Source organism: Rhodococcus sp. Leaf225 (assembly GCF_001426145.1).
Lineage (GTDB): Bacteria > Actinomycetota > Actinomycetes > Mycobacteriales > Mycobacteriaceae > Rhodococcoides.
In genome coordinates, this window is sequence record NZ_LMRN01000012.1 from 290,761 (window position 1) to 314,242 (window position 23,482).

Here is a 23,482-nt window from a genome sequence, read left to right on the forward strand (position 1 = left end):
TTTCACGTCCCGGCGTTCACCCACGCCACCAGGGTCGCCGCACACAGAGCGGGTCCGTGCGGAATCCCCGCCGCTCCCCCGGTTCGTCCCGTCATCGCCGCCAGCACCAGCGTCGTCGTCGGTGCCAGCACGGCGGCCACGGTCCACACGGACGGCCCCGAGACCGCGCCCAGTCCCCCGAGTGCGAGACACAGCTTGACGTCGCCGCCTCCGATCGATCCGGGTGACGCCACCGACCCGACGAGGTGGACACCGGCCAGAGCCAGGCCGCCGAGGAGCGCCGACTCGCCCCCACCCTGGTGGGCGGCTGCCAGGAGCACCGCACCCGCGGCGGGCAGCGTCAGATCGTCCGGCAGGCGGTGACGGACCAGGTCGACGAGCGCGACGGCACAGGACCACGCCCCGACCGCGAGGATCGCCACGTCGGTGGTGACCGCGCCGAGCGCGGCACCGACGACGGCGGCCGCGAGCAGGTCGGGCACCGTCGGCGTCACCCACCGACCGACGGTGAGAAGAGCGAGGCAACACAGCGCGGATCCGAGGAGGACGGTCATGCAGTCACGGTGGCACCGGTGACTCCCATGATCCGTGCCGCGGCGACCGCCCGGGGACGACGGCGCACCCGGGGATGGTCAGGACTCCCGGAGAGCCCGCTCCATCGCAGCACGCGGGGCAGGCATACCGGTGAACTGCTCCACCTGACCGAATGCCTGGTGCAGCAGCATCGCGAGGCCGCCGACGACGACGCCACCGGACTCCTCGACCGCGGCGGCCAGCGGCGTGGGCCACGGGTGGTAGATCGCGTCCAGCAGCACGCGCGTCCCGCGCAGTTCGTCGATCATCGCAGCGCCGCCCTCGGGCGGGACGGTGGACACCACGGCTGCCGCGTCCGCGACCGCTCGCGGCAGCGCGTCGTCGTCCGGTGCACTCCACCGGGCGGTGAGACCGGCGTCGCGCGCACAGACCAGAGCTCCCTCCGCCCGCTCCTCGTCCCGCGAGACGACGGTGACCGCACTCGCCCCGAGATCACGCAGAGCGACGAGCGCCGGGCGGGACGTTCCGCCCGCCCCGACCACGACCACCGACGCTCCCGACAGGTCACGGACACCGACCGTGCCGAGGGCGCCCGTGACACCGTCGACGTCGGTGCAGTCGGCGCGCCAGCCCGAGTCGGTGCGTACCAGGGTGTTCGCCGAGCCCACAGCGATAGCGCGCTGCGTTCGTTCGGTCGCACAGGCCAGAGCCGCGAACTTGCCCGGCATCGTCACCGACAGTCCCACCCACTCGGGTCCGAGGCCGTCCACGAACTCCGGAAGCCGTTCCGCGGTGCACTCCACCCGCTCGTAGGTCCACCCGGTGAGCCCGAGCTCCCGGTACGCCGCCGCGTGCAGGATCGGTGAACGCGAGTGCGCCACCGGCGACCCCAGAACGGCCGCGCGCCTCGTCGACGAGGCGTCGGAGACGGACGTCACCGGCCGCTGTCGAGGAACCCGCCCTCGACCTTCGTGATGTTGTCCAGGTGCACCTGGTAGTCGTCGGTGAAGAGCGTCTCACCGGCGGCGTTGATGGTGACGAAGTAGAGCCAGTTGCCGGGCTCGGGAGCCTCGGCAGCCTGCACCGCTGCCACACCGGGAGAGCAGATCGGCGTCGCCGGCAGACCCTCCTTGGCGTACGTGTTCCACGGCGTGACGTTCGCACGGTCGGCGTCGGTGGTGGCCACCTCGGTGGTGTCCAGCGAGTAGTTGACCGTCGAGTCGAATTCCAGACGCTGCCCGATGGCGAGACGGTTGAGGATGACGCGCGCCACCTTGGCGAAGTCCTGCGGCAACGCCTCGCGCTCGATGAGGGACGACGCCACGAGCACCTGGTACGGGTCGAGACCCGAGGAGGCGCCTGCCTCCAGTAGACCGGTGTCCTCGTAGATCGCAGCACTCTCGGACACGAGCTGACGCAGGATGTCCGTCGGTGCGGCGCTGGGGTCGAAGTTGAACGTGCCCGCGGCGATGAGCCCCTCGAGCTGACGATCGCGATCCGGCACCTGCCGCACCGCGTCGGTCGCCCAGTCGGCGACACCGAGTGCGGAAGCATCGTCCCCCGCACCCGCGAGGTTCAGGTCGTCGTATGTCACGCACGGAAGACCCTCTCCGACAGCACAACTGGCCTCGGAGATCAGCGTGTAGATGCCCTTGCGGACGGCGCCGGTGTTGACGTCGGTCGAGTCGTGCAGCTGACGGCCCTCGGCGATCTGGATCTGGCCCACTCGCGATGCCGGGTCCACCAGTGCGGAGACGGCGTCGGCCGCCGCCATCTGCGAGCGCATCCGATAGAAACCGGGCTGCACGGAGGTCATCGCGGTGTTCTGGACCGCGGCCTCGTAGAAGGCCGCCGAGCTGGCGGTGACGTCCTTGTCCGCCATCTCGGTCGCGATCTCCTGTGCGGTGTCGCCCGAGGCGACCTGCACCACCACGGCGTCGCCGCCGGGACCCGGGTAGTCCTCCGCGACCGCGGCCCCGCCGCCGGTGAACTTCGACACACCCCACACACCTCCGACGGCCACGAGGCCGACCAGGACCAGCACACCGAGTCCGCCGATGATGCGCGAGCGACGCTTGCGACCGGCCGCGGCGCGGTCGCGGCGGGTGTCCGCGCGGCTCGCGCGGCTCGGGCGGTCACCGGGACCCGACGCCACTCGCGCAGGACGGGCGCGGCGGTCGTCGGCGAGCGGCTGACGGCGCAGGTCGTCGACCGGGAGATGCAGCTCGTCGGTGTCCCACTCGTCGCGTCGGCCGGGCCGCTGTCCACGACCGTCGTCCGTCACGGGGTCGTCCCCGGTGTGTCCTGCTCCGGACCGTGATTCTCGGGCACCGTTGCCCCCTCCTCGTTCGCCTGGGCGACCATCTCTCGCGCCAGGACACTGCGGCGCTCGTCGAGCCACCCTTGCAGGATGGCGACCGCCGCCGCCTGGTCGATCATCGACCGTTGGTCTCTCGCGCGGACGCCGCTGTCTCGAAGACCACGCGCGGCACTCACCGTAGTCAAGCGTTCGTCGGACAGCCGCACCGGCACGCCGGGCAGCGCACGGTGCAGGACTCGGGCGAAACGGACAGCCAACGTGGCGGCGGTTCCGCGCTCGCCGCGCAGCGTGCGCGGCAGACCGACGATGATCTCGACGGCCTCGTACTCCTCGGCGAGCGCGACGATCCGCTGGACGTCGGCCGAGTCGGTGTGCGTCTTCGCTGCGCGCGGGACCGTCTCGACGGGTGTGGCGAGGGTGCCGTCGGGATCGGAGGACGCCACTCCGACGCGCACGCTCCCGACGTCGATCGCGAGCCGCCGCCCTCGCCCCGGGTCGTCGGCGCCCGGCCGGTCGGGCGCGGAGCTGCCGGCGGCCACCGTCAGGAGTTCCCGGCGATCTCGGTGACGCGACCGAGCAGAGCCTCGATCGCCGCGGGAACACCCGACGCGTCGGACCCGGCTCCCTGCGCGGTGTCGGCCTTGCCACCGCCGCGGCCGCCGATGCTCGGACCGAAGGCACCCACCAGTTCACCGGCCTTCACGCCGAGTTCCTGCGCGGCCTTGGTCGTCGACACGACGAACGGCACCTTGCCGTCGACGTCTCCGAACAGCGCCACCACCGCGGGCTGCGTGCCGAACCGGCCGCGAACGTCGCCGACGAGGGTGCGCAGATCCGCGGCACCGACGCCGGCCGGCGCGGGCTCCGCGACGACGAGCAGCGACCCGACCCGGCGCGCCGTGTCGACGTAGGACCCGGCGGACGAGAGCACGGCGGCGGCGCGAGTGGCCTCGAGCTCCTTCTCGGCGACGCGGAGCCGTTCGACGAGGTTCTCGATCCGCGCGGGCACCTCGTCGGTGGGCACCTTGAGCGACGAGGCGACACCGGCGAGCAGCGCGCGCTCCTTGGCGAGGTACTTGTACGAGTCGAGGCCGACGAAGGCCTCGACGCGTCGCACGCCCGACCCGACCGACGACTCTCCGAGGAGCGTCACCGGGCCGATCTGCGACGAGTGCTGGACGTGGGTGCCGCCGCACAGTTCCATCGAGAACGGTCCGCCGATCTCCACGACCCGGACCTCGTCGCCGTAGTTCTCACCGAACAGCGCCATCGCCCCCATGGCCTTGGCGTCGTCGAGATCGGTGACGAAGGTGTTGACCGCGAAGTCGGACGCGACGGCGTCGTTGGTGACGGACTCGATGTCCTCGCGCTGCGACTCCGACAGCGCACCCTGGTACGTGAAGTCGAACCGCAGGTAGCCGGGCTTGTTCAGCGATCCGGCCTGTACCGCGTTCGGGCCCAGGATCTGGCGGAGTGCGGCGTGCACCATGTGCGTGCCGGAGTGTCCCTGGGTGGCGCCGCGGCGCCACTGCTGGTCGACGTGCGCGGTGACGACGTCGCCCTCGGTGAGCTGCCCCTCGTCGACGGTGACCTTGTGCACCCACACGGTCTTCGCGATCTTCTGCACGTCGCCCACGGTGACACTCAGTCCCGGGCCCGTGAGGGTGCCGATGTCCGCGAGCTGTCCGCCGGACTCGGCGTACAGCGGGCTGCGGTCGAGGATGACCTCGACCTTCTCCCCCGCAGCGGCGGTGGGCACCCGCACGCCCCCGGCGATGATCGCGAGAACCGTTGCCTCGCTGTCCAGCTCGTCGAAACCGGTGAACTCGGTGGGACCACGGTCGACGAACTCCTTGTACACCGTCAGGTCGGTGTGCGCGTGCTTGCGCGACTGCGCATCGGCCTTCGCACGGTTACGCTGCTCCGCCATGAGCGTGCGGAATCCGGCCTCGTCGACCTGCAGGCCCGCCTCGGCCGCCATCTCGAGTGTGAGGTCGATGGGAAAGCCGTACGTGTCGTGCAGGACGAAGGCCTCGTCACCGCTGATGCGGGTGCCGCCGGACGCGGTCACGGCCTGAGCAGCGTTGTCGAAAAGGCGCGATCCGGACGTGAGGGTCGCGAGGAACGCCTTCTCCTCGCCGACGGCGACGGACTCGATGCGCGCGAAGTCCTCGACCAGTTCCGGGTACGACTCGGCCATCGTGTCGCGGACGACCGTGACGAACCTCGCCATCGAGGGGTCCTCGGCACCGAGCAGGCGTGCGCTGCGCACGATCCGGCGCAGCAGACGCCGCAGCACGTAGCCACGGCCGTCGTTGCCCGGCGTCACGCCGTCGGCGATGAGCATGACCGCGGTGCGGGCGTGATCGGCGATGACGCGGAACCGTACGTCCGCGTCGTGGTTCTCCCCGTACCGACGGCCGGACAGTGCCTCGGCCTCGGTGATGACGGGACGGACCAGATCGGTCTCGTAGACGTTGTCGACGTCCTGCAGCAGGAACGCCACGCGCTCGACACCCATACCGGTGTCGATGTTCTTGCGCGGCAACGGCCCCAGGATCTCGAAGTCGTCCTTCGACGTCCCCTGTCCGCGCTCGTTCTGCATGAACACGAGATTCCAGATCTCGATGTAGCGGTCCTCGTCCGCCTCCGGACCGCCCTCCTTGCCGAACTCGGGTCCGCGGTCGTAGTAGATCTCCGAGCACGGCCCGCAGGGTCCGGGAATGCCCATGGACCAGTAGTTGTCGGCCATGCCTCGACGCTGGATGCGCTCGTCGGGCAGACCGGCGACGTCCTTCCAGATCTGGATGGCCTCGTCGTCGTCGAGATACGCTGTGGCCCAGATCCTCTCGGGATCGAAGCCGTAGCCACCGTCCTCGACGGACGAGGTGAGCAGTGACCACGCGAAGCCGATGACCTCGCGCTTGAAGTAGTCGCCGAACGAGAAGTTGCCGGCCATCTGGAAGAACGTGTTGTGGCGGGTGGTCACGCCCACGTTCTCGATGTCGCCGGTGCGCACACACTTCTGGACACTCACGGCACGCGCGAACGGCGGGGTGCGCTGCCCGAGGAAGTACGGGACGAACTGCACCATGCCGGCATTGATGAACAGCAGATTCGGGTCGTCGAGGACCAGCGAGGCGCTGGGGACGGGGGTGTGTCCCAGCTTCTCGAAATGGTCGAGGAAACGACGGCGAATCTCGTGAGTCTGCACGGAAACACCCTAGCGCGCGAGAGCACGCACGATTCTGCGGAGCTTGCCGACGCGCGTCTCGAGGTCGCGCTCCGCTCCGTGGTTGGTGGGCCGGTAGTAGTCGGTGCCCACCAGCTCGTCGGGCGGGTACTGCTGGGCGAGCACACCGTCGGGGTCGTCGTGCGGAAACTTGTAGCCCACCGCGTTGCCCAGTGAGGCGGCTCCCGTGTAGTGCCCGTCGCGCAGGTGCGGCGGCACGGCGCCTGCCTTCCCCGCCGCGATGTCGGCCATCGCCGCGGACAGCGCGCTGGTGACGGCACCGGACTTCGGTGCGGTGGCGAGGTGGATGGTGGCCTGGGCGAGGGCGAGCCGCGCCTCGGGCATCCCGATCGTCTGCACCGCCTGCGACGCCGCCGTCGCGACCAGCAACGCGGTGGGGTCGGCCATGCCGATGTCCTCGCTGGCGTGCACCACGAGCCTGCGGGCGATGAAGCGTGCGTCCTCACCGGCGGTGATCATCCGGGCGAGGTAGTGCATGGCAGCGTCGACGTCGGAACCGCGGATCGACTTGATGAACGCGCTGATGACGTCGTAGTGCTGGTCACCGTCCCGGTCGTACCGCACCGCGGCTCGGTCGACACTCTTCTCCACGGTCTCGAGATCCACGGTGCCGCCCGCACCCGCAGTGTCGGCGGCCGCCTCGAGCGCTGTCAGACCCCGTCGAGCGTCACCGCCGGCCAGCCGCACGAGGTGTCCGAGCGCCTCGTCGGTCACCGTCACCGACCCGCCGAGACCGCGCTCGTCCGCCAGGGCCCGCGTGAGAACCTCGCGGATGTCGTCGTCGGTGAGCGACCGGAGCTGCAGCACCAGGGACCGTGACAGCAGCGGCGACACGACGGAGAACGACGGGTTCTCCGTCGTCGCGGCGACGAGCAGCACGATCCGGTTCTCGACGGCGGCGAGCAGGGCGTCCTGCTGGGTCTTGGAGAACCGGTGCACCTCGTCGATGAAGAGCACGGTCTGCTCGTTGTTCAGCAGCCGGCGACGCGCCAGGTCGATCACGGCCCGGACGTCCTTGACGCCCGCGGAGAGCGCGGACAGGGCCTCGAACTTGCGGCCGGTGGCACCCGAGATCAGGGACGCGAGCGTGGTCTTGCCGGTGCCGGGTGGGCCGTAGAGCATGACCGACGCTGCCCCGGACCCCTCCACCAGGCGGCGCAGCGGGGCACCCGGGGTGAGGAGGTGGCCCTGGCCCACGACCTCGTCCAACGACCGTGGACGCATCCGCACGGCCAGCGGCGCACCCGGTGTGCTCGCACGCGGGGACGGGACGAACGCGTCCCCGTCGGGAGCAGCGGTGTCGTCGTCGAAGAGGGAGTCGTCGGCGCTCATCGGACGGTCAGGACGCGGCGGCGGGCCACCGCGCCGCGAGTGCCTGCCGGACATCGCCCGCGAAGTCCGCGAGATCGTGGTGCCCGACGAAGCGCGCGTACTCCGAGAGGATGGACCACCGCGTGGTCAGCGCGGCGGCGCGGGGCACCGAGAGGTGGTGCCGACGCAGTGCGGCGTTGCGGGTGTCGTCGTCGGGGAGGAACCAGTGCGTCGTGAGCCAGGCCCACACCAACTGGGCGTCCAGCAACTTGGCGTGCAGCACGTCGTCGTCGGCGAGGTGCGGCCAGATTCCGACCACCTCGGCGCGCCACGCATCGACCATGGCCTCGGCGCGTTCCGGCGTGAGATCGAGACGGCACAGGCAGCCGGGGTAGGACAGGAGCGTGTAGGCCACGTCGAGAGTGGCGTCCCGGAAGCCTCCCCACTCGTAGTCCAGGAATCGCACGCCCTCGTCGTTGACGATGATGTTGTCCGGGCACAGGTCCGACGGACTGAAGGCGCGGTGTCCGCCGGAACCGAAGAGTTTGGCCGCGCGGGCGACGGCGGCGGCGACCGCGGGCGGCACCTCGATGCCGAGATCCGCGGCGAGCATCGCCGGGACGTCCGACTGGGCCACCGCGACCTGATCGGCCAGCCCGTCCCGAGAATCGGCGACGCCGGCGCGACCGAGGAGCGCCCCGAAATCCTCCTCGCGGCCGAACGTGGCGGCGTGCATCCGCCCGAGTGCCTGGGCCAGAGCCATGAGCGAGTTGGTGACGGACGACGGATCGGGGTTCGCGATCAGACTGGTGAACGGCGCGGCGTCCCCCAGGTCACTGAGGACGAGGAGCCGTTCCTTCAGGTCGTACGCGATGAGGGACGGACCGGGACGGGTGTGCGTCGCGAGGGCGGTGGCGAACTGGTACGAGACCGCTTCGCGCAGGAACGCCGTGTGGTCTCCGGCGCCGAGACCCGTGCGGGACACCGACTCCGTGGACGTCTCGCGGACCTGCTTGATCACGAGCGTGCGGGGCAACTGGAACGGGTTCTCGGCCACCCGGACACGGATGACCACGGTGCGCCCGCTGCCGCCGAGATCGACCGGGTCGACCAGGGTCACCGATGCTCCCGTGCGTCTGGTGAGGAGTTCTCGTGCTGCTGCCACTGCTTCGGTGACCGGATCTGCCAACATTGCCGTCATCGATTGTCCGACCCACCTCGTTCGTGAACGGGCAGGTCATTCCTCGTTTCCGTACTCGCGTCGGCCCGCGAGGGCCGCCTGTGATGCTGTGTGCGTACTGCCGGAGCAAGATCGGGTTCCCCGCTCCACAGTCGATGAAACGGGCTCGCTGTGCGGTTTCTCGACCCTATCGCACTCTCCCGACAGCTCGGGGGCGCCGCTGGGACCTCGGTGACCATGAGAGGGAACGCCCGAGGTCACACGGCTCGGACGATCGGCGCGACGTCGACCGACACGGCGATGCGACTCCCCGCCGACTCCGTGTAGATGATGCCGCGCAGCGGCGGGACGTCGTCGTAGTCACGGCCCCACGCCACCGTCACGTAGCGCTCGTCCACCCACTGGTCGTTGGTCGGGTCGAATGCCAGCCACGAGCCGTCCGGTGACCGCACCGCCGCCCAGGCGTGGGTGGCGTCCACGCCCACCATGCGTTCCTTGCCCGGCGGCGGCTGAGTCGCGAGGTAGCCGGAGACGTAGCGCGCGGCGAGGCCGTGCGAGCGCAGGCACGCGACGGCGACCCGTGCGAAGTCCTGACACACACCGGTCCGAGCGGCGAGGACGTCCGCGACGGTCGTCGAGATGGTCGTCGACCCCGACAGGTAGGCGAAGTCGGTGTGGATCCGGTGGTTGAGGTCGAACACCGCTTCCACCAACGGGCGGCCCTCGGTCAGCGAGAGCGCGGCGTACTCGTGCACCTCGTCGGTGATCTCCGGTGGCACGAGATCGAGCACGAAGTCGACGTCCAGGGCCCCGTCGACCCCGGTGGGACGAGCACTCTCCCACGCCGTCGTCGCAGCCCGGGTGGTGAGGCGAGCTGGGTCGGGAGGGTCCACGGCGACCAGGGCGCGCGCGGTCACGCACAACCGGTCGTGATCGGTGGTGACGTGGAAGTAGACGTCCTCGTTCCCGAAGAGGTCGACACCGGTGGACCGGTCGGTCGGCGTCGGCGTCACGGTGACGGAGGCGTCGAGACACCGCTGCTCCGAGGTCGAGCGCGGGAAGAGGTGGCCGCGGCCGTACGACGACGACACGGTGCCCTGATAGACGTACTCGGTGCGGTGGGTGATGGCGTACCACCGCGCACCCTCGTGATCGGTCACGACAACACCCGTCCGCCGCCGCGTCCCCACAACGGCTGCGTGCCGCCGGGCAGCGTCAGGTGCGCCGCGGTGATCGACTCGGAGAGGTCGAGCAGATCGGTGTGCACCGACCGGACGACGTCGTCGAACTCCGATCGGGTCCCGGTGGCGTCGACGTCCTCGAGATCGGACGGGTCGACTCGGCGCAGCGTCGCGACGATGCGCTCGAGCGCCCGATCGGTGCGGGAGGTCCCCGTCGACCCGGGCAGCGACGCCAGGTTCACCGCTGCTCGTTCCACCGAGTGGATGACCGAGCGCGGGTTGCCGCCGTCGAAGAGCACGAGCTCGGCCACGGCGCCCACCTCGGGAGCACCGCGATAGCGGCGCCGGTAGGTGACCGACGAGTCGGCGGCGTTCAGCACCGCCCCGAGCACGGCCTGCTCGACGGCCGGTGGGCGCGCGGTGCCCACGGTCTCGGCGAGCAGGGCGGTGATCTGCAGAGCGCGCTCGATGCGCTTGCCCGTGTCCATGAGGAACCAGCCCGGATCGTGCACCATCGACTCGGCCGACAGACCGGCGACGGCGAGCATCGACCCCACGACACGGCTCTGCGTCGACCAGAGCCCCGCCTCGTCGGACACCGGCGACGCCGCACACTCGGCGAGCGCGGTGTCGAGCCGGTTGAACACCGCCCAGGTGTCCTCGCCCAGCTGATCTCGCACCGCGCGGGCACACGTCTGCAACGCTGCCACGGCGTGCGCGAGCGAACCGGTGCGCCGCGTCCGCACCGTCAGCGACCGGAACTCCGCGAGCAGGTCCGACCGCGTGGTCGCGGCGCGAAACCCCGGCGCCGTCGCGGTCACCGCGGTCACCGCGTCGAGCACCACGGCGAGGGCGACGTCCGTGTCGGACCGCGCCTGCTCCCCGAACGGCGTCTCGCCGCGATGATCGCGGACCATCTGGTTCGCGGCCACCAGCAGGCGGGCCGTCGCCTCGGCACGCTCGCCGTAGCGACCCATCCAGTACAGGTCGTCGAGCACACGCGGCGTGCTCACCGAGTCGATGACACGGGGACGGCGTCCACCCATCGGACGCGGTGCGTCGACGGCGCTCGACACGTCCGGCTGATCCGACCGGCCGCGACGCTCGGCCAGCACCCACACGTCCTTGGCAGCGGTCGTGGCCATGGGCTCCGACGGCGGATCCGTGACCAACACCTGGGCCAGACCGCCCGTCATCGGGGTGTAGCCCCGGCGCCCGGCCACGTCGAACAGTCGGATGCCGACGGGCCTCGGCAGCACGGCGGCGTCGTGCCGGCGATGACCGACCGGCCCGACGGGCGACGTCGCCAGGTCCGGAATCGCCCGCGCCGCCCACCCCGTCGGGTCCGCCCCGATCCGCCGCACCAGCTCGTCCCGTTCGCGCATGGACAGCGCGGGACCGACGACGCTCTCGTGCGAACCGATCGCGTACACCACGAGCGAACCGATACGAGAGACGATGTGCGACAAGCCGTGTGGATCCCCCGCCCAGAAGGCGGGGACCGAGTCGAGCAGGGGCTCCTCGCCGAGCAGCGCCCGGCCCAGCTCCGGCAGCCGTCCGAACAGCGCCGCGTTCTCGAGGACGCCGCTGCCGATCGTGTTGACCACGGTGACGGCTCCGCGCCGCGCGACCTCGAGCAGTCCCACGACACCGAGGCGTGACTCGGGGCGCAGGTCGAGCGGATCCACGTAGTCGTCGTCGACACGGCGCACCACGACGTCGACGCGGCGCAGGGTGCCGAGCGAGCGCATCCACAGGGCGCCGTCGCGGACGACCAGATCAGCGGACTCGACCAAGGGGAATCCGAGCACCGAGGCGAGATGCGCCTGGTCGAACGCCGTCTCCGACCAGACACCGGGACTGAGCACCACCACGAGCGGGTTCTCGGCGGCGGCAGGCGCCACCTCGACGAGGGCCACGCGCATCGCACCGACGTAGGTGCTCGCGGGACGGGGCGCCACCCGGCCGAAGACAGCCGGTACCGCACGCGCGACGATCGACCGGTCCGCCAGGGCGTAGCCGGCGCCCGACGGTGCCTGAGTGCGGTCGGAGAGGACTCGGAACTCGCCGTCGGTGCATCGGGCGATGTCCGCCGCGTGGAAGAACAGCTGATGTGGGCCGGGGATGGTGATGCCGTGCGCGGCTCGGAGATAGCCGCGATGCCGGAAGACGATCTCCGGCGGCAGCAGACCGCGGCGAATCAGGGTGCGCTCGCCGTACAGATCGGTGAGCACCGCGTCGAGGATGCGCGAGCGTTGCAGCATGCCGGCCTCGAGCCGGTCCCAGTCCGGCGCCGACACCACCGTCGGCACCACGTCGAGCTCCCACCGCGCACCGGACTGCGTCGACGACGGCGATTCGGACGACGCGTCCGCCGTGTCGTTGTAGGTGATGCCGGAGTCGTCCACCAGACGGCCCACGCGCAACTGTGCGGCGGCGAGATCAGCCGGGGTCACGTCCTCGGCGCCGGGGAGGGCCGCCCAGCGCTCTCGTAGCCGCGGACCACCGTCGACGGCGTTCTCCACGAGGTCGTCGTGGCCGTCCGGACGGATCTCGTCGAGGTACGCCGCGAGCACGGGAGATGTGGCCTCACCCTGCTGCACGCAACTCCCCCTCCGCAGACGACCGGCACCGCGCTCGGCGCACGTCCGCGAGAAATCTACCTGTCCGCCTGTGCCCGAGCCGATCGCCGGTGCAGGGAAAGCACGAAGGTCGCCGCGACGACGATGCCGAGGAGGTTGATACCCAGCTGTCCTGCGGACAGAGCGGCGATGCGCCAGCTCCCCACCGTGGCCGCGACGACGGCGAAACCTGCTGCCGGAACGGTGGTCACGGAGATGAAGACCCCGACCAGGGCGGCCGATTTCGCCGACACCAGCGCGAGCATGCCGGCGGCGCCGGCGAGCAGAGCCACGACGAGAGAGAACGGACCCACCTGGTAGATGAAGTCGACCTGCTGCAGGTCGTCCATCGCCTCCGGTCGGATCCATCCGAGGGCCTCGGCCCCGAACGCCCCCAGCGCCGTGATGACCATCGCGGTCGGGAAACCCACGAGCAGCGCCAGCAACGATCGACGGATCAGTGATCGCTGACGACGCACCAGGCCGACCGACAGCGCTGCCAGCGGACCGAACTCGGGTCCCACCACCATCGCACCGACGATGGTGACCGGCGAGTCGGTCACGACGCCGATGGCCGCCAGCAGCAGCGCGATGGTCAGGAAGGCGACGAACGTCAGGGTGAGGGACGATTCCTCCCGCGTACGTCCGACCAGTTCGTCCCAGACGATCGAGTCGTCCGGGTCACCGGGCGCGTCCTGTTCCGCGGTGCGCGCCGCGTCCGACAGCACCGTCTCCACGGGTTGCATGGTGATGGCTCCGTCGTGGGTCAGGCGCAGCGAACGCAGACCGTCGAGAACCTGATTCGCGCACTCCCGCACGACGACGGCGTCCACGACGTCGCCCTCCGGGCGCACGGCGGCACCGCGCAGAACGACGACGTGAGCGACGCCGGGAGTCTCGTCGAGCACCCGCAGCACCTCGTCGGTCCGGTCCGCCGGACTGACCACCCTGAGGTTCTGCATGCACTCTCCGTCCGCGCGTCGTCGACGCGTGACCGGCGACGCCTCGACCCTAGGTCGTGGGGCCCTCCGACGCGGGCTTCTCGCCCGATGCGCCACCCGGCGTCTGACGAGGAACCGGCTTCGCGTCGATACCCGACTCCTTGCGCTGCGCCGGGGTGATCGGAGCCGGCGCGTCCGTCAGCGGATCGACGCCGCCGCCCGACTTCGGGAATGCGATGACCTCACGGATGGAGTCCACCCCGGCCAGCAGGGCCGTGATGCGGTCCCAACCGAAGGCGATACCACCGTGGGGCGGCGCACCGAAGGCGAAGGCGTCGAGGAGGAAGCCGAACTTCTCCTGCGCCTGCTCCGCGTCGATGCCCATGATCGCGAAGACGCGCTCCTGGATGTCCTTGCGATGGATACGGATCGAGCCGCCGCCGATCTCGTTGCCGTTGCAGACGATGTCGTACGCGTAGGCCAGGGCGTTGCCGGGGTCGGTGTCGAAGGTGTCCATCGACTCTGGCTTCGGCGAGGTGAAGGCGTGGTGCACGGCGGTCCACGAGCCGGAACCCACGGCGACGTCGCCGCCGGCGGTGGCATCGGACGTCGGCTCGAACAGCGGCGCGTCGACGATCCAGACGAAGGCCCACTCGTTCTCGTCGATGAGGCCCTGCTTGCGGGCGATCTCACCGCGGGCGGCACCGAGCAGTGCGCGCTGCGCCTTGGCGGGGCCGGCCGCGAAGAAGACGCAGTCACCGGGCTTCGCGCCGACGTGGGCGGCGAGTCCGTCGCGCTCGGCGTCCGACAGGTTCTTGGCGACGGGACCACCGAGGGTGCCGTCCTCCTGGACCAGGACGTACGCGAGGCCCTTGGCGCCGCGCTGCTTCGCCCAGTCCTGCCACGCGTCGAGCTGCCGACGCGGCTGCGACGCACCGCCGGGCATGACGACGGCGCCGACGTACGGCGCCTGGAAGACGCGGAACGGCGTCTCGGCGAAGTACTCGGTGCACTCCACGAGCTCGACTCCGAAGCGGAGATCGGGCTTGTCGGAACCGAAGCGGCGCATCGCGTCCGCGTAGGTCATGCGCGGGATGGGTGTGGTGATCTCGTGGCCGATCAGGTTCCACAGCGAGGTGAGGATCTCCTCGGCGAGGACGATGACGTCGTCCTGCGTGACGAAGCTCATCTCGACGTCGAGCTGGGTGAACTCCGGCTGCCGGTCGGCGCGGAAGTCCTCGTCCCGGTAGCAGCGGGCGATCTGGTAGTACCGCTCGATGCCGCCGACCATGAGCAACTGCTTGAACAGCTGCGGGCTCTGCGGGAGTGCGTAGAAGCTTCCCGGCTGGAGTCGCGCGGGAACCAGGAAGTCGCGGGCACCCTCGGGGGTCGAGCGTGTCAGCGTGGGCGTCTCCACCTCGACGAATTCGTGGTGGGCCAGGACGGACCGTGCCGCCGCGTTGACCTTCGAGCGCAGTCGGATCGCATGACCGGGTCCGGCGCGACGCAGGTCCAGGTAGCGATACTTGAGCCGCGCTTCCTCGCCCGGAGTCTCGTCCAGCTGGAACGGCAGCGGCGCGCTCTCGCCCAATACCTCCAGCTCGGTCACGTTCACCTCGACGGCGCCCGTCTGGATCTCGTGGTTCTGGTTGCCCTCGGGGCGGAGCTCGACGATGCCGGTGATCTTGACGCAGAACTCCGACCGCAGGCGGTGCGACTGCTCGGCCGCCGGACCGTCGCGGAACACGGCCTGGACCACTCCGGAGGCGTCACGCAGGTCGATGAAGATGACTCCGCCGTGATCGCGCCGTCGAGCGACCCAACCGGTCAGGGTGACGTGTCGGTCCGCGTGCTCGGCTCGAAGCGAACCGGCGAGGTGCGTGCGCAGCACAGGAGTCCTTCCAGAAGTAGACGAATACAGCTGGTGATCCTACGGACCATTCGAGCCCACCCCGACGCCGGGAGAAACAGCGCTGTGTCGGTGGTGGCCACGTGCGAAGCTGTGAGCCGCACACGCCGACGAAAGTGGTGACTCATGACGTTCGACCCCGACGCCAGGATCGACTCCTCCCGGGTTCGACGGTCCTCCGGTGGCCGCGGCAAGGGCATCGCCGTCGGCGGCGGTCTCGGCGGCATCGTCATCGTGGTGATCACCCTGCTGCTCGGCGGCGACCCGTCGTCGGTGATCGGGCAGCTCGGCGGCGGTGAGGCCACGTCGCAGGACTCGGGCAGCGGCGCCATCGAGAACTGCGACACCGGGGCCGACGCCAACGCGAATGTCGACTGCCGGGTCACGGCCACCGTGAACAGTCTCGATCAGGTGTGGGACGCCGAGCTGGCGGCGCAGACGGGCGTGCCGTACGAGCGCCCCGAGGTCGACATCTTCTCCGGTCAGGTCTCCACCGGGTGCGGCGCCGCGACGTCCGACGTCGGCCCGTTCTACTGCCCCGCCGACTCCACCGCGTACTTCGACACCGGATTCTTCCAGGTGCTCGTCGACCAGTTCGGTTCCAGCGGCGGCCCGCTCGCGCAGGAGTATGTTGTGGCCCACGAGTTCGGCCATCACATCCAGAACCAGCTGGGCGACATCGGCCGGGCGCAGGCCGACCCGAACGGACCCGAGTCCGGCGCCGTGCGCACCGAGCTCCAGGCCGACTGCTACGCCGGCGTGTGGGCGAACAAGGCCGACGACGTTCCCGCACCCGGCAGTTCCGAGCCGCTGCTCGATCCGCTCACCGAACAGGACGTGTCCGACGCGTTGTCGGCCGCGTCGTCCGTCGGCGACGACCGGATCCAGCAGGCCTCGACGGGCCGCGTGAACCCGGAGGGCTGGACCCACGGCTCGTCCGACCAGCGACAGGCGTGGTTCGACGCCGGCTACCGCACGGGAGCTGTCGCCGCCTGCAACACCTACGACGCGTCGGATCTGAACGACCCGTCGTCCGTCCGCTGATGTCGTCCCGCACGGAGCTGCCGGTCTGTGAGACGTGTGGCGTGCAGTTCGACCGCGTCGATCCGGACGAGTGCCCGATCTGCACCGACGAGCGCCAGTACGTCGGACGCGGCGGCCAGCGGTGGACCACCGTCGCCGAGGTGTCGGCGTCGCACCGGACCGTGGTGCGCGAGGAGTACCCGGGCCTGTGGGGCATCGGCACCGAGCCGACCTTCGCGATCGGCCAACGCGCGTTGCTGGTCCCCGGCGACGGCGGAAACCTGCTGTGGGACAGCATCACCACGATCGACGACGCCGCGATCGCCCGTGTCACCGAACTGGGCGGCGTGTCGGCCGTCGCTCTGTCCCACCCGCACTACTACAGCGCGATGGTCGAGTGGAGCGAGGCCTTCGGCGACGTGCCGATCTACGTGCACGAGTCCGACCGTGCGTGGCTGCCCCGCGCCGGCAACATCCGCACGTGGTCGGGCGACTCCCTGGAGATACTGCCGGGGCGGACGCTGATCAACACCCGGGTGCACTTCGCCGGCGGCTCGGTGCTGCACTGGCCGGGCACCGACGGCCGCGGCGCGCTGTGCACCGGGGACATCGTCCAGGTGGTGTCCGACCGCCGATGGGTCTCGTTCATGTACAGCTACCCCAACCTGATCCCCGAACATCCCGACACGATCCGCCGGACGGTCGCCCTCCTCGAGAACGTGGCCTTCGAGCGCATCGTCGGGGCGTGGTGGGACCGGGTCGTCGAGGAGGACGCTCACGGCGCGGTGGTCCGCTCGGCGCGGCGCTACCTCGAGCACATCGGCGTGACCCCCGGCTTCTGACCGACCGGCTCAGAACAGAGTCATCGCTGGTTCCGGAGCGGGTTCCGCGGGAGCTGCCCTGGCCACACGCCGCGCACCGGCCGGATCGAGCCCCGTCAGAGAGTGCTTCTCCCGCAACGGTTCCACCTTGTCGCGGAGCCACTGCTTGTATTCCGGGCTGACGTACGCCCCGCGTCCGTAGAGCACCCGGTAGCGGCGCACGAGAGCCGGATGATGCTCGGCGAGCCAGCTCATGAACCACTCCTTGGTGCTGGACCGCAGATGCATCGGCAGCGCGGTCACACCGGTCGCGCCCGCTTCTTCCAGGGCCGCCATCAGGGCGCCGAGGTGTTTGGGACTGTCGGTCAGGAACGGGATGACGGGCGCGATGAGCACGTGGCACGACAGACCCGCGTCCGTGATGGCCCGGATCATGTCGAGGCGAGCGCGCGGTGACGGCGCCCCCGGCTCGAGGGACTTCTGCAGATCCTCGTCGTGAAAGGCGAGACTGACACTCACCTGCACGTTCACCTGCTGAGCGGCGAGGGTGAGCAGCGGCAGATCCCGTCGCAGCAGCGTGCCCTTGGTCAGAATCGAGAACGAGGTGCCGGACTCGGTGAGCGCCCGGATGATGCCCGGCATGAGCTCGTAGCGACCCTCCGCGCGCTGGTACGGGTCGGTGTTGGTGCCCAGGGCGACCGGGTCACGTTTCCACGAGGCGCGGGCGAGCTCCTTGCGCAGCACCGAGACGATGTTGGTCTTGACCACGATCTGCGAGTCGAAGTCGCGGCCCGCATCGAGGTCGAGGTACTCGTGGGTCGGCCGGGCGAAGCAGTAGCGGCACGCGTGCGAGCACCCGCGCGCAGGGTTGATGGTCCAGCGGAACGGCAGCGCCGATTCCTCGGGCACCCGGTTGAGGGCGCTCTTGCAGAGCACCTCGTGGAAGGTGACGCCCTCGAACTCGGGCGTGCGGACAGTGCGGACCAGACCGGCACGCACCAGCCCGGTGCGCTCGAGGCCGGGAAGCGCCCCGTCGGGAGCGTCGAGTGTCTGACCGTCCCACCGCATGACCCCTCCTGTTCTCCGGCGACCCCGGCACACCGATGCCTCGAACACACGATCGATCGACGAATCGCAGACAGTCGAACATCCGTTCTATCGAGGTGTCAACTCTTCGGTAGTGTCGGTGGACATGGCCCTCCTCCCGACTCCCCCGTCACCTGCGGACGGCGCCCGGTCCGACGATGTCGTCGCCTGGGTCGCCGAGCACCTCGGTGACCTCACCCTCGAAGAGCCCGAGGAGATCCGGGCGGGCGGTCTGCGCGGCGGACAGTCGGCAGCCGACGCCGCTCTCGCGAGCCTGGACATCACGGGCTACGCCCGGTCCCGCAGCACGGTGGAACCGACGTCGCGGCGCGGGGCGAGTCGCATGTCGCCGTACATCCGGCACGGCCTGCTCACGCTGAGCGAGGTGTGGGACGCGGTGGCGGACGCGCCGACCCGGGACCGGTCTCGTTACCGCGACGAGTTGCTGTGGCAGGAGTACGCCCGCCACCTGTACGCACGGGTGGGCTCGCACCTGGGGGCGTCACTCACGCGCGAGCAGCCCCGTCCGGCCGTCTCGGCGCACGACACCTGGTCGGACGATCCGTGGCCGGCCCGGATGCGCTGCATGGAGTCCGTCGTCGACGAGCTGCACGAGGACGGGTGGCTGGTGAACCAGACGCGCATGTGGCTGGCGTCGCAGTGGGCCGTGCGGGCCGGCGCGACATGGCGGGACGGCGAGGACGAGATGTTCACCCATCTCCTCGACGGCTCGAGGGCGGCCAACCGACTCGGCTGGCAGTGGACCGTCGGTACCGGCAGCGGCAAGGTTTACGGCTTCAGTCGCTGGCAGGTGGAGAAACGCGCACCCAGCCTGTGCCGATCGTGCGCGCTGTCGTCAGCGTGTCCCATTCAGGACTGGCCGACGGCCGCTCTCGGCGCGTCGGTCGACGGACCGAGCCTGGCTACCGGCGACACCCCGGCCGGCCCCGCGGACACCGTGGGTGAGGACGGCGACGAGGTGTGGCTGACGGCGGAGTCGCTCGGCAGCGCGGATCCGGCCCTCGCGGCCGACGACGCCCGCCCCGCGGTGTTCGTGTTCGACGAGCCGCTGCTCCGACGGTTGCGATTGTCCGGCAAGCGACTGGTCTTCCTCGCCGAGACACTCGGCGAGCTCGCCGCCGTCCGGCCTCTGGAGGTACGACGGGGACGGGTCACCGAGGAGCTCGCCGGACGGCGCCTCGCCGCGACATACGCCCCGGTACCGGGGTGGGCACGCATCGCGGCCGCCCTCGATCCGGTGGAGGTGCACCCGTGGCCGTGGTTGGTGCGTCCGACCCGATCGTCGGTGCGGTCGTTCAGCGCGTGGCGCCGGGCGTCGGAGCGGGGAGGGCGGAGCCCGGCCGGGAAGTAGGCGGGGAGGCCGGAGGCCGGCCGGGAAGTAGGCGGGGAGGCCGGAGGCCGGCCGGGAAGTAGGCGGGGAGGGCGGAGCCCGGCCGGGAAGTCGGCAGGAGGGCACCAGGTGGATCGGATACGGTCGAGCGCGTGACCGAACCCACGGACCCGTCCGCGTCGATCGAACCGACCGCTCCCACGCTCGAGCCGCTGCTGCGCATCGTGTTGCGCACCGCGGATCCGGTGCAGCTCGGCGACACTCCCGTCGGCGCGGAGTCCGTGGCACCCGTCGTGGGTGGTGTGCTGAGTGGGCCCGGGGTCGAGGCCGTCGTCCGCGCCGTCGGTGCCGAGCACGCCCACGTCCGAGCGGACGGATCGACCACGTACTCCACCGACCTGTTGGCCGACGTCGAGTCGGACGACCCGGGCGCCGTGATGCGGTTGACGCTGAACTCCGTCCGCTTCGGATCGGCCGAGGTCGTCGAGGCCCTCGATCGCGGGGAGGACGTCGAGTCCGCGCTCTACTACTTCCGCGGCACCCTCACGGTGTCCACGTCGATCCGGACGCTCGCCTACCTGAACAGGGCCGTGATCGTCACCTCCGGCTCGCGTCAGGGCACCCAGTCCGTGGTCGACGCGTTCCTGGTCACGTAGTCGATGACCACCACCGGTGCCGGGCGTCCCAGGCTCACCACCCGTAAGCGACCGGGAGCCACGGCGCGGGAGGAGATCCTCGACGCGGCTGCGGAGCTGTTCACGACGCGGGGTGTCACCAGCACCTCCACCCGCATGATCGCCGACGCGGTCGGGGTCCGGCAGGCGTCGCTGTACCACCACTTCGCCACCAAGGACGACATGCTCGCGGCGCTGCTGGTGGGGACCGTCGACGCACCCCTGGCCTGTGCGCAGGCGCTGCGTGACGCCGCGGCCGACGCTCCGAGCGCGCTGTATGCCCTGGCGTGGTTCGACGCGGACCAGCTCATGACCTCGCGATGGAACCTCGGCGCCCTGTACCTCGTCCCCGAACTGCGCAGCGCACGGTTCGAACAGTTCCGCACTCGTCGCTCCGACCTCATGGCGCTCTACGCCTCGCTGTCGCGAGACGCTCTCGTCGACATCGGCACGCTGGTGGTCTCCGAGGAACTCACACACCTCCCGTTCCGCATCGTCGAATCGGTGATCAGCGCCCGGTCCGATGCGGAATCGACGCGGCACTCCCTCGCGACGCCCGACACGATCGCCGACGCCGCGGTGCGCGTGCTGGGGTGGACGGGCTCGACGGCGTCGTTGCGTGACACGGCCACGACACTGCTCGACGCCGCTCGGCCGATCAGTCGGTGAGAGCCGCGACCTCGGCGTCGGTGAGCACGGTCGCCGGGGCTCGCCCGGACGTGCGGACCACGTCGATCGCCCGATAGAGCGGGCGCTCCGACAGCCCGGCCTCGCGGGCCTCGGCGCGAAGCTGGGTCACCAGTACCGACGACAGCGCCAGAGCCGACGCGAGCGGGGACGAGGCCAGTCCGTCCGCCACCGCGCGCAGCGCGATCGGCTGCAGTTCGCGACCGCCGTCGGTCGTGTACATCGCCACGCCGACCGTGACGTCGCCGGACGAGTCGCCGACACGGATCAGCACCTGGCTGACGCGCGCGACCCGCACGAGGACCTCGACCTTCGTCGCGTCCGACAGGTTGACCCGTCGCACGCGGAACGACCCGCGCCGGCTCACCACACCGTGATCGATCCACACGCGTCTGCGGCCGCCCGACACGACGGCGAACCCTGCCATGGCGACGAGCGCAGCTCCCAGAGCGACACCGACGTACGGCGAGATCAACAGTCCGGCGACGACACCGAGCACGGCACCGACCACGGCGAACACCGCACCGGCGACGCGGAGCCGCGGAACGATGAGCTCCGGCGGCACCAGATCGAGCGCCACCAGCCCTCTGTCGGCCATGGTCAGCTCACTGGCGACAGCGTGGCACGCACGCGAGCGGTGGCCTCGGACAACGGGATCGACGACTGCTCGCCGGTCGCCAGGTCCTTCAGGCCGATCTCTCCGGCCTCGAGATCGCGATCACCGAGCACCAGCGCGAGGCGGGCACCGGAACGGTCGGCACCCTTCATGGCGCCCTTCATTCCGCGGTCGCCGTAGGAGAGGTCCACGCGGACGCCGGCGGCCCGAAGTTCCCGGGCGATCACCGCGAGACGCAGCTTGGCCTCCGGACCCATGGGCACGCCGTACACCTCGCACCGGGCCGTCGACGCGGGCGCGACGCCCTCGGCCGCGAGAGCGAGCACCGTGCGGTCCACGCCGAGACCGAAACCGATGCCCGACAGGGGCTGCCCGCCGAGCTGCGCCATGAGGCCGTCGTACCGTCCACCGCCGCCGATGCCGGACTGCGCACCGAGACCGTCGTGGACGAACTCGAAGGTGGTCTTCGTGTAGTAGTCGAGACCGCGCACCATGCGCGGATTGACCACGTACGGCACGCCCATCGCGTCGAGATGGGCACGCACGGTGTCGAAGTGGACGCGAGCCGACTCCGACAGGTGGTCCATCATCAACGGTGCGTCGGCCGTCATCTCACGGACGTGCGGTCGCTTGTCGTCCAGGACGCGGAGCGGATTGATCTCGGCGCGGCGACGCGTGTCCTCGTCCAGCTCGAGACCGAACAGGAAGTCTTGCAACAGCTCCCGGTACTGCGGGCGGCAGGTCTCGTCACCGAGCGAGGTGAGCTCGAGCCGGAAACCGGTGAGACCGACGCTCCGGAACCCACTGTCGGCCACGGCGATGACCTCGGCGTCGAGCGCAGGATCGTCGACCCCGATGGCCTCGACGCCGACCTGCTGCAGCTGCCGGTACCGACCGGCCTGGGGGCGCTCGTAGCGGAAGAACGGGCCGGAGTAACTGACCTTCACCGGGAGCGCTCCGCGGTCGAGGCTGTGCTCGATGACCGCGCGCATCACGCCGGCGGTGCCCTCGGGACGCAGCGTGACACTGCGGTCACCCTTGTCGGCGAAGGTGTACATCTCCTTGCTCACCACGTCGGTGGACTCACCCACGCCGCGTGCGAACAGCGCCGTGTCCTCGAAGATGGGGAGCTCGATGTGGCCGTAGCCCGCGGCCCGGGCAGCGGCGGTGAGACCGTCGCGCACGGCCACGAAGGTCGCGGAGTCGGGTGGCAGGTAGTCCGGGACGCCCTTGGGGGCGGCGAACGGCTGGATCCGCTGTGTGTCGCCGGTCATCGCACACCACCGAGTCCCACGAGGAACGGGTTGCTGCCGCGTTCCGCGCCGATGGTGGTGGACTCGCCGTGTCCGGGCAACACGGCGGTCTCGTCGTCGAGGCACAGCAGGTGCTCGGCGATCGAGGCGAGCAACTGCTCGTGATCGCCGCCGGGCAGATCGGAGCGGCCGATCGATCCCGCGAAGAGCGTGTCCCCCGAGAAGATCACCTGCTGCTCGCCCCCGTCGAGACGGAAGACGACGGAGCCACGGGTGTGACCGGGCGTGTGCGCGACGGTGACACCGAGTCCGGCCACGTCGAGAACGTCGCCGTGCGCCAGTTCCACCACCGTCGCGGGCTCCTCGAAGGTGGAGTGCGCGATCAGCGGCGCCAGGACCGGGCCGATACCGGACGCCGGATCGGTGAGCATGTGGCGGTCGTCGGGATGCACGTACAGGGGAATGTCGAAGCGCGCGCACACCGGCGTCGCGTCCCACATGTGATCGAGGTGGCCGTGCGTGAGGAGCACTGCGATGGGCGTCAGGCCCGCGTCGTCGAGGAACGAGTAGAGCGGCGCCGCGGCGTCCTGGCCGGGATCGACGACGATGCAGTCCGTCCCCTCGTCCCGACTGACGACGTAGCAGTTCGTCTGGAACATGCCGGCGGGGAATCCGGTGACACGCACAGTGAAGGACTCCTCATGCTTTGCGGTGCAGCGAT

At 70.5% G+C, this 23,482-nt stretch carries 20 protein-coding genes; 5 read left to right on the forward strand and 15 right to left on the reverse strand.

Going from position 1 to position 23,482, the window contains the following annotated elements:
- Positions 1 to 2: 2 nt before the first annotated feature.
- The 11 genes from ASG69_RS11045 to aspS all read right to left on the reverse strand — a co-directional run bounded on the left by ASG69_RS11045 (position 3) and on the right by aspS (position 15,232).
- On the reverse strand, positions 3 to 554 hold the full coding sequence (locus tag ASG69_RS11045) for a prepilin peptidase (protein WP_056444731.1): 552 nt from the start codon (positions 552 to 554) through the stop codon (positions 3 to 5).
- A 78-nt stretch (positions 555 to 632) separates the two neighbouring features.
- Entirely contained in the window at positions 633 to 1,472 is an 840-nt protein-coding gene (locus ASG69_RS11050; RefSeq protein ID WP_056444734.1) for a shikimate dehydrogenase, read from the reverse strand.
- Entirely contained in the window at positions 1,469 to 2,818 is a 1,350-nt protein-coding gene (locus tag ASG69_RS11055) for an endolytic transglycosylase MltG (protein ID WP_082544474.1), read from the reverse strand. Before ASG69_RS11055 ends, ASG69_RS11050 begins: the two co-directional genes overlap by 4 nt.
- On the reverse strand, positions 2,815 to 3,393 hold the full coding sequence (ruvX, locus tag ASG69_RS11060; RefSeq protein ID WP_051613214.1) for a Holliday junction resolvase RuvX: 579 nt from the start codon (positions 3,391 to 3,393) through the stop codon (positions 2,815 to 2,817). The genes ASG69_RS11055 and ruvX overlap by 4 nt, the downstream gene beginning before the upstream one ends.
- Before the next feature lie 2 nt (positions 3,394 to 3,395).
- Entirely contained in the window at positions 3,396 to 6,068 is a 2,673-nt protein-coding gene (gene alaS, locus ASG69_RS11065; protein WP_027505247.1) for an alanine--tRNA ligase, read from the reverse strand.
- A 9-nt stretch (positions 6,069 to 6,077) separates the two neighbouring features.
- Positions 6,078 to 7,439, reverse strand: a complete 1,362-nt coding sequence (locus ASG69_RS11070; protein WP_027505246.1) for a replication-associated recombination protein A — start codon at positions 7,437 to 7,439, stop codon at positions 6,078 to 6,080.
- 7 nt (positions 7,440 to 7,446) lie between these two features.
- Positions 7,447 to 8,619: a kinase gene (locus ASG69_RS11075; RefSeq protein WP_027505245.1), complete on the reverse strand. Its 1,173-nt coding sequence runs from the start codon at positions 8,617 to 8,619 to the stop codon at positions 7,447 to 7,449.
- Between the two features lie 236 nt (positions 8,620 to 8,855).
- Complete coding sequence (locus ASG69_RS11080) at positions 8,856 to 9,758, reverse strand: transglutaminase family protein (protein ID WP_056444737.1); 903 nt, start codon at positions 9,756 to 9,758, stop codon at positions 8,856 to 8,858.
- Complete coding sequence (locus ASG69_RS11085) at positions 9,755 to 12,382, reverse strand: circularly permuted type 2 ATP-grasp protein (protein ID WP_056444741.1); 2,628 nt, start codon at positions 12,380 to 12,382, stop codon at positions 9,755 to 9,757. The genes ASG69_RS11080 and ASG69_RS11085 overlap by 4 nt, the downstream gene beginning before the upstream one ends.
- 56 nt (positions 12,383 to 12,438) lie before the next feature.
- Entirely contained in the window at positions 12,439 to 13,362 is a 924-nt protein-coding gene (locus ASG69_RS11090) for a DUF389 domain-containing protein (protein ID WP_056444744.1), read from the reverse strand.
- Between the two features lie 49 nt (positions 13,363 to 13,411).
- Positions 13,412 to 15,232, reverse strand: a complete 1,821-nt coding sequence (aspS, locus tag ASG69_RS11095; RefSeq protein WP_056444747.1) for an aspartate--tRNA ligase — start codon at positions 15,230 to 15,232, stop codon at positions 13,412 to 13,414.
- A 144-nt stretch (positions 15,233 to 15,376) separates the two neighbouring features.
- Here aspS and ypfJ point away from each other — a divergent pair, with 144 nt between their 5' ends.
- Entirely contained in the window at positions 15,377 to 16,294 is a 918-nt protein-coding gene (gene ypfJ / locus ASG69_RS11100) for a KPN_02809 family neutral zinc metallopeptidase (RefSeq protein ID WP_056444750.1), read from the forward strand.
- A gap of 41 nt (positions 16,295 to 16,335) precedes the next feature.
- On the forward strand, positions 16,336 to 17,115 hold the full coding sequence (locus ASG69_RS11105; protein ID WP_222631021.1) for an MBL fold metallo-hydrolase: 780 nt from the start codon (positions 16,336 to 16,338) through the stop codon (positions 17,113 to 17,115).
- Positions 17,116 to 17,124: 9 nt separating this feature from the next.
- Here ASG69_RS11105 and ASG69_RS11110 read toward each other — a convergent pair whose 3' ends face one another.
- The gene (locus ASG69_RS11110; RefSeq protein ID WP_056444753.1) at positions 17,125 to 18,162 is read right to left on the reverse strand and encodes an Rv2578c family radical SAM protein; all 1,038 of its coding nucleotides are present in this window, start codon (positions 18,160 to 18,162) and stop codon (positions 17,125 to 17,127) included.
- 124 nt (positions 18,163 to 18,286) lie between these two features.
- Between ASG69_RS11110 and ASG69_RS11115 the strand changes: the two genes are divergently transcribed.
- From ASG69_RS11115 to ASG69_RS11125, 3 genes are all read left to right on the forward strand, one after another.
- The gene (locus tag ASG69_RS11115) at positions 18,287 to 19,552 is read left to right on the forward strand and encodes an FAD-binding domain-containing protein (RefSeq protein ID WP_056445230.1); all 1,266 of its coding nucleotides are present in this window, start codon (positions 18,287 to 18,289) and stop codon (positions 19,550 to 19,552) included.
- 131 nt (positions 19,553 to 19,683) lie between these two features.
- Positions 19,684 to 20,187, forward strand: coding sequence for a DUF3237 domain-containing protein (locus ASG69_RS11120; protein ID WP_056444756.1), 504 nt, complete (start codon positions 19,684 to 19,686; stop codon positions 20,185 to 20,187).
- 3 nt (positions 20,188 to 20,190) lie between these two features.
- Complete coding sequence (locus ASG69_RS11125; protein ID WP_056444759.1) at positions 20,191 to 20,874, forward strand: TetR/AcrR family transcriptional regulator; 684 nt, start codon at positions 20,191 to 20,193, stop codon at positions 20,872 to 20,874.
- Here ASG69_RS11125 and ASG69_RS11130 read toward each other — a convergent pair.
- The 3 genes from ASG69_RS11130 to ASG69_RS11140 are packed head-to-tail and all read right to left on the reverse strand — an operon-like array spanning position 20,864 to position 23,447.
- A complete protein-coding gene (locus tag ASG69_RS11130; protein ID WP_056695767.1) occupies positions 20,864 to 21,490 on the reverse strand; it encodes a hypothetical protein in 627 nt (208 codons plus the stop codon). The two genes, ASG69_RS11125 and ASG69_RS11130, sit on opposite strands and share 11 nt — an antisense overlap.
- 2 nt (positions 21,491 to 21,492) lie before the next feature.
- Positions 21,493 to 22,782 carry a histidine--tRNA ligase gene (hisS, locus tag ASG69_RS11135; RefSeq protein WP_056444766.1) on the reverse strand — a complete coding sequence of 430 codons (1,290 nt, stop codon included), beginning with the start codon at positions 22,780 to 22,782 and terminating at the stop codon, positions 21,493 to 21,495.
- Complete coding sequence (locus tag ASG69_RS11140) at positions 22,779 to 23,447, reverse strand: MBL fold metallo-hydrolase (RefSeq protein ID WP_027505234.1); 669 nt, start codon at positions 23,445 to 23,447, stop codon at positions 22,779 to 22,781. The genes hisS and ASG69_RS11140 overlap by 4 nt, the downstream gene beginning before the upstream one ends.
- Positions 23,448 to 23,482 lie beyond the last annotated feature (35 nt).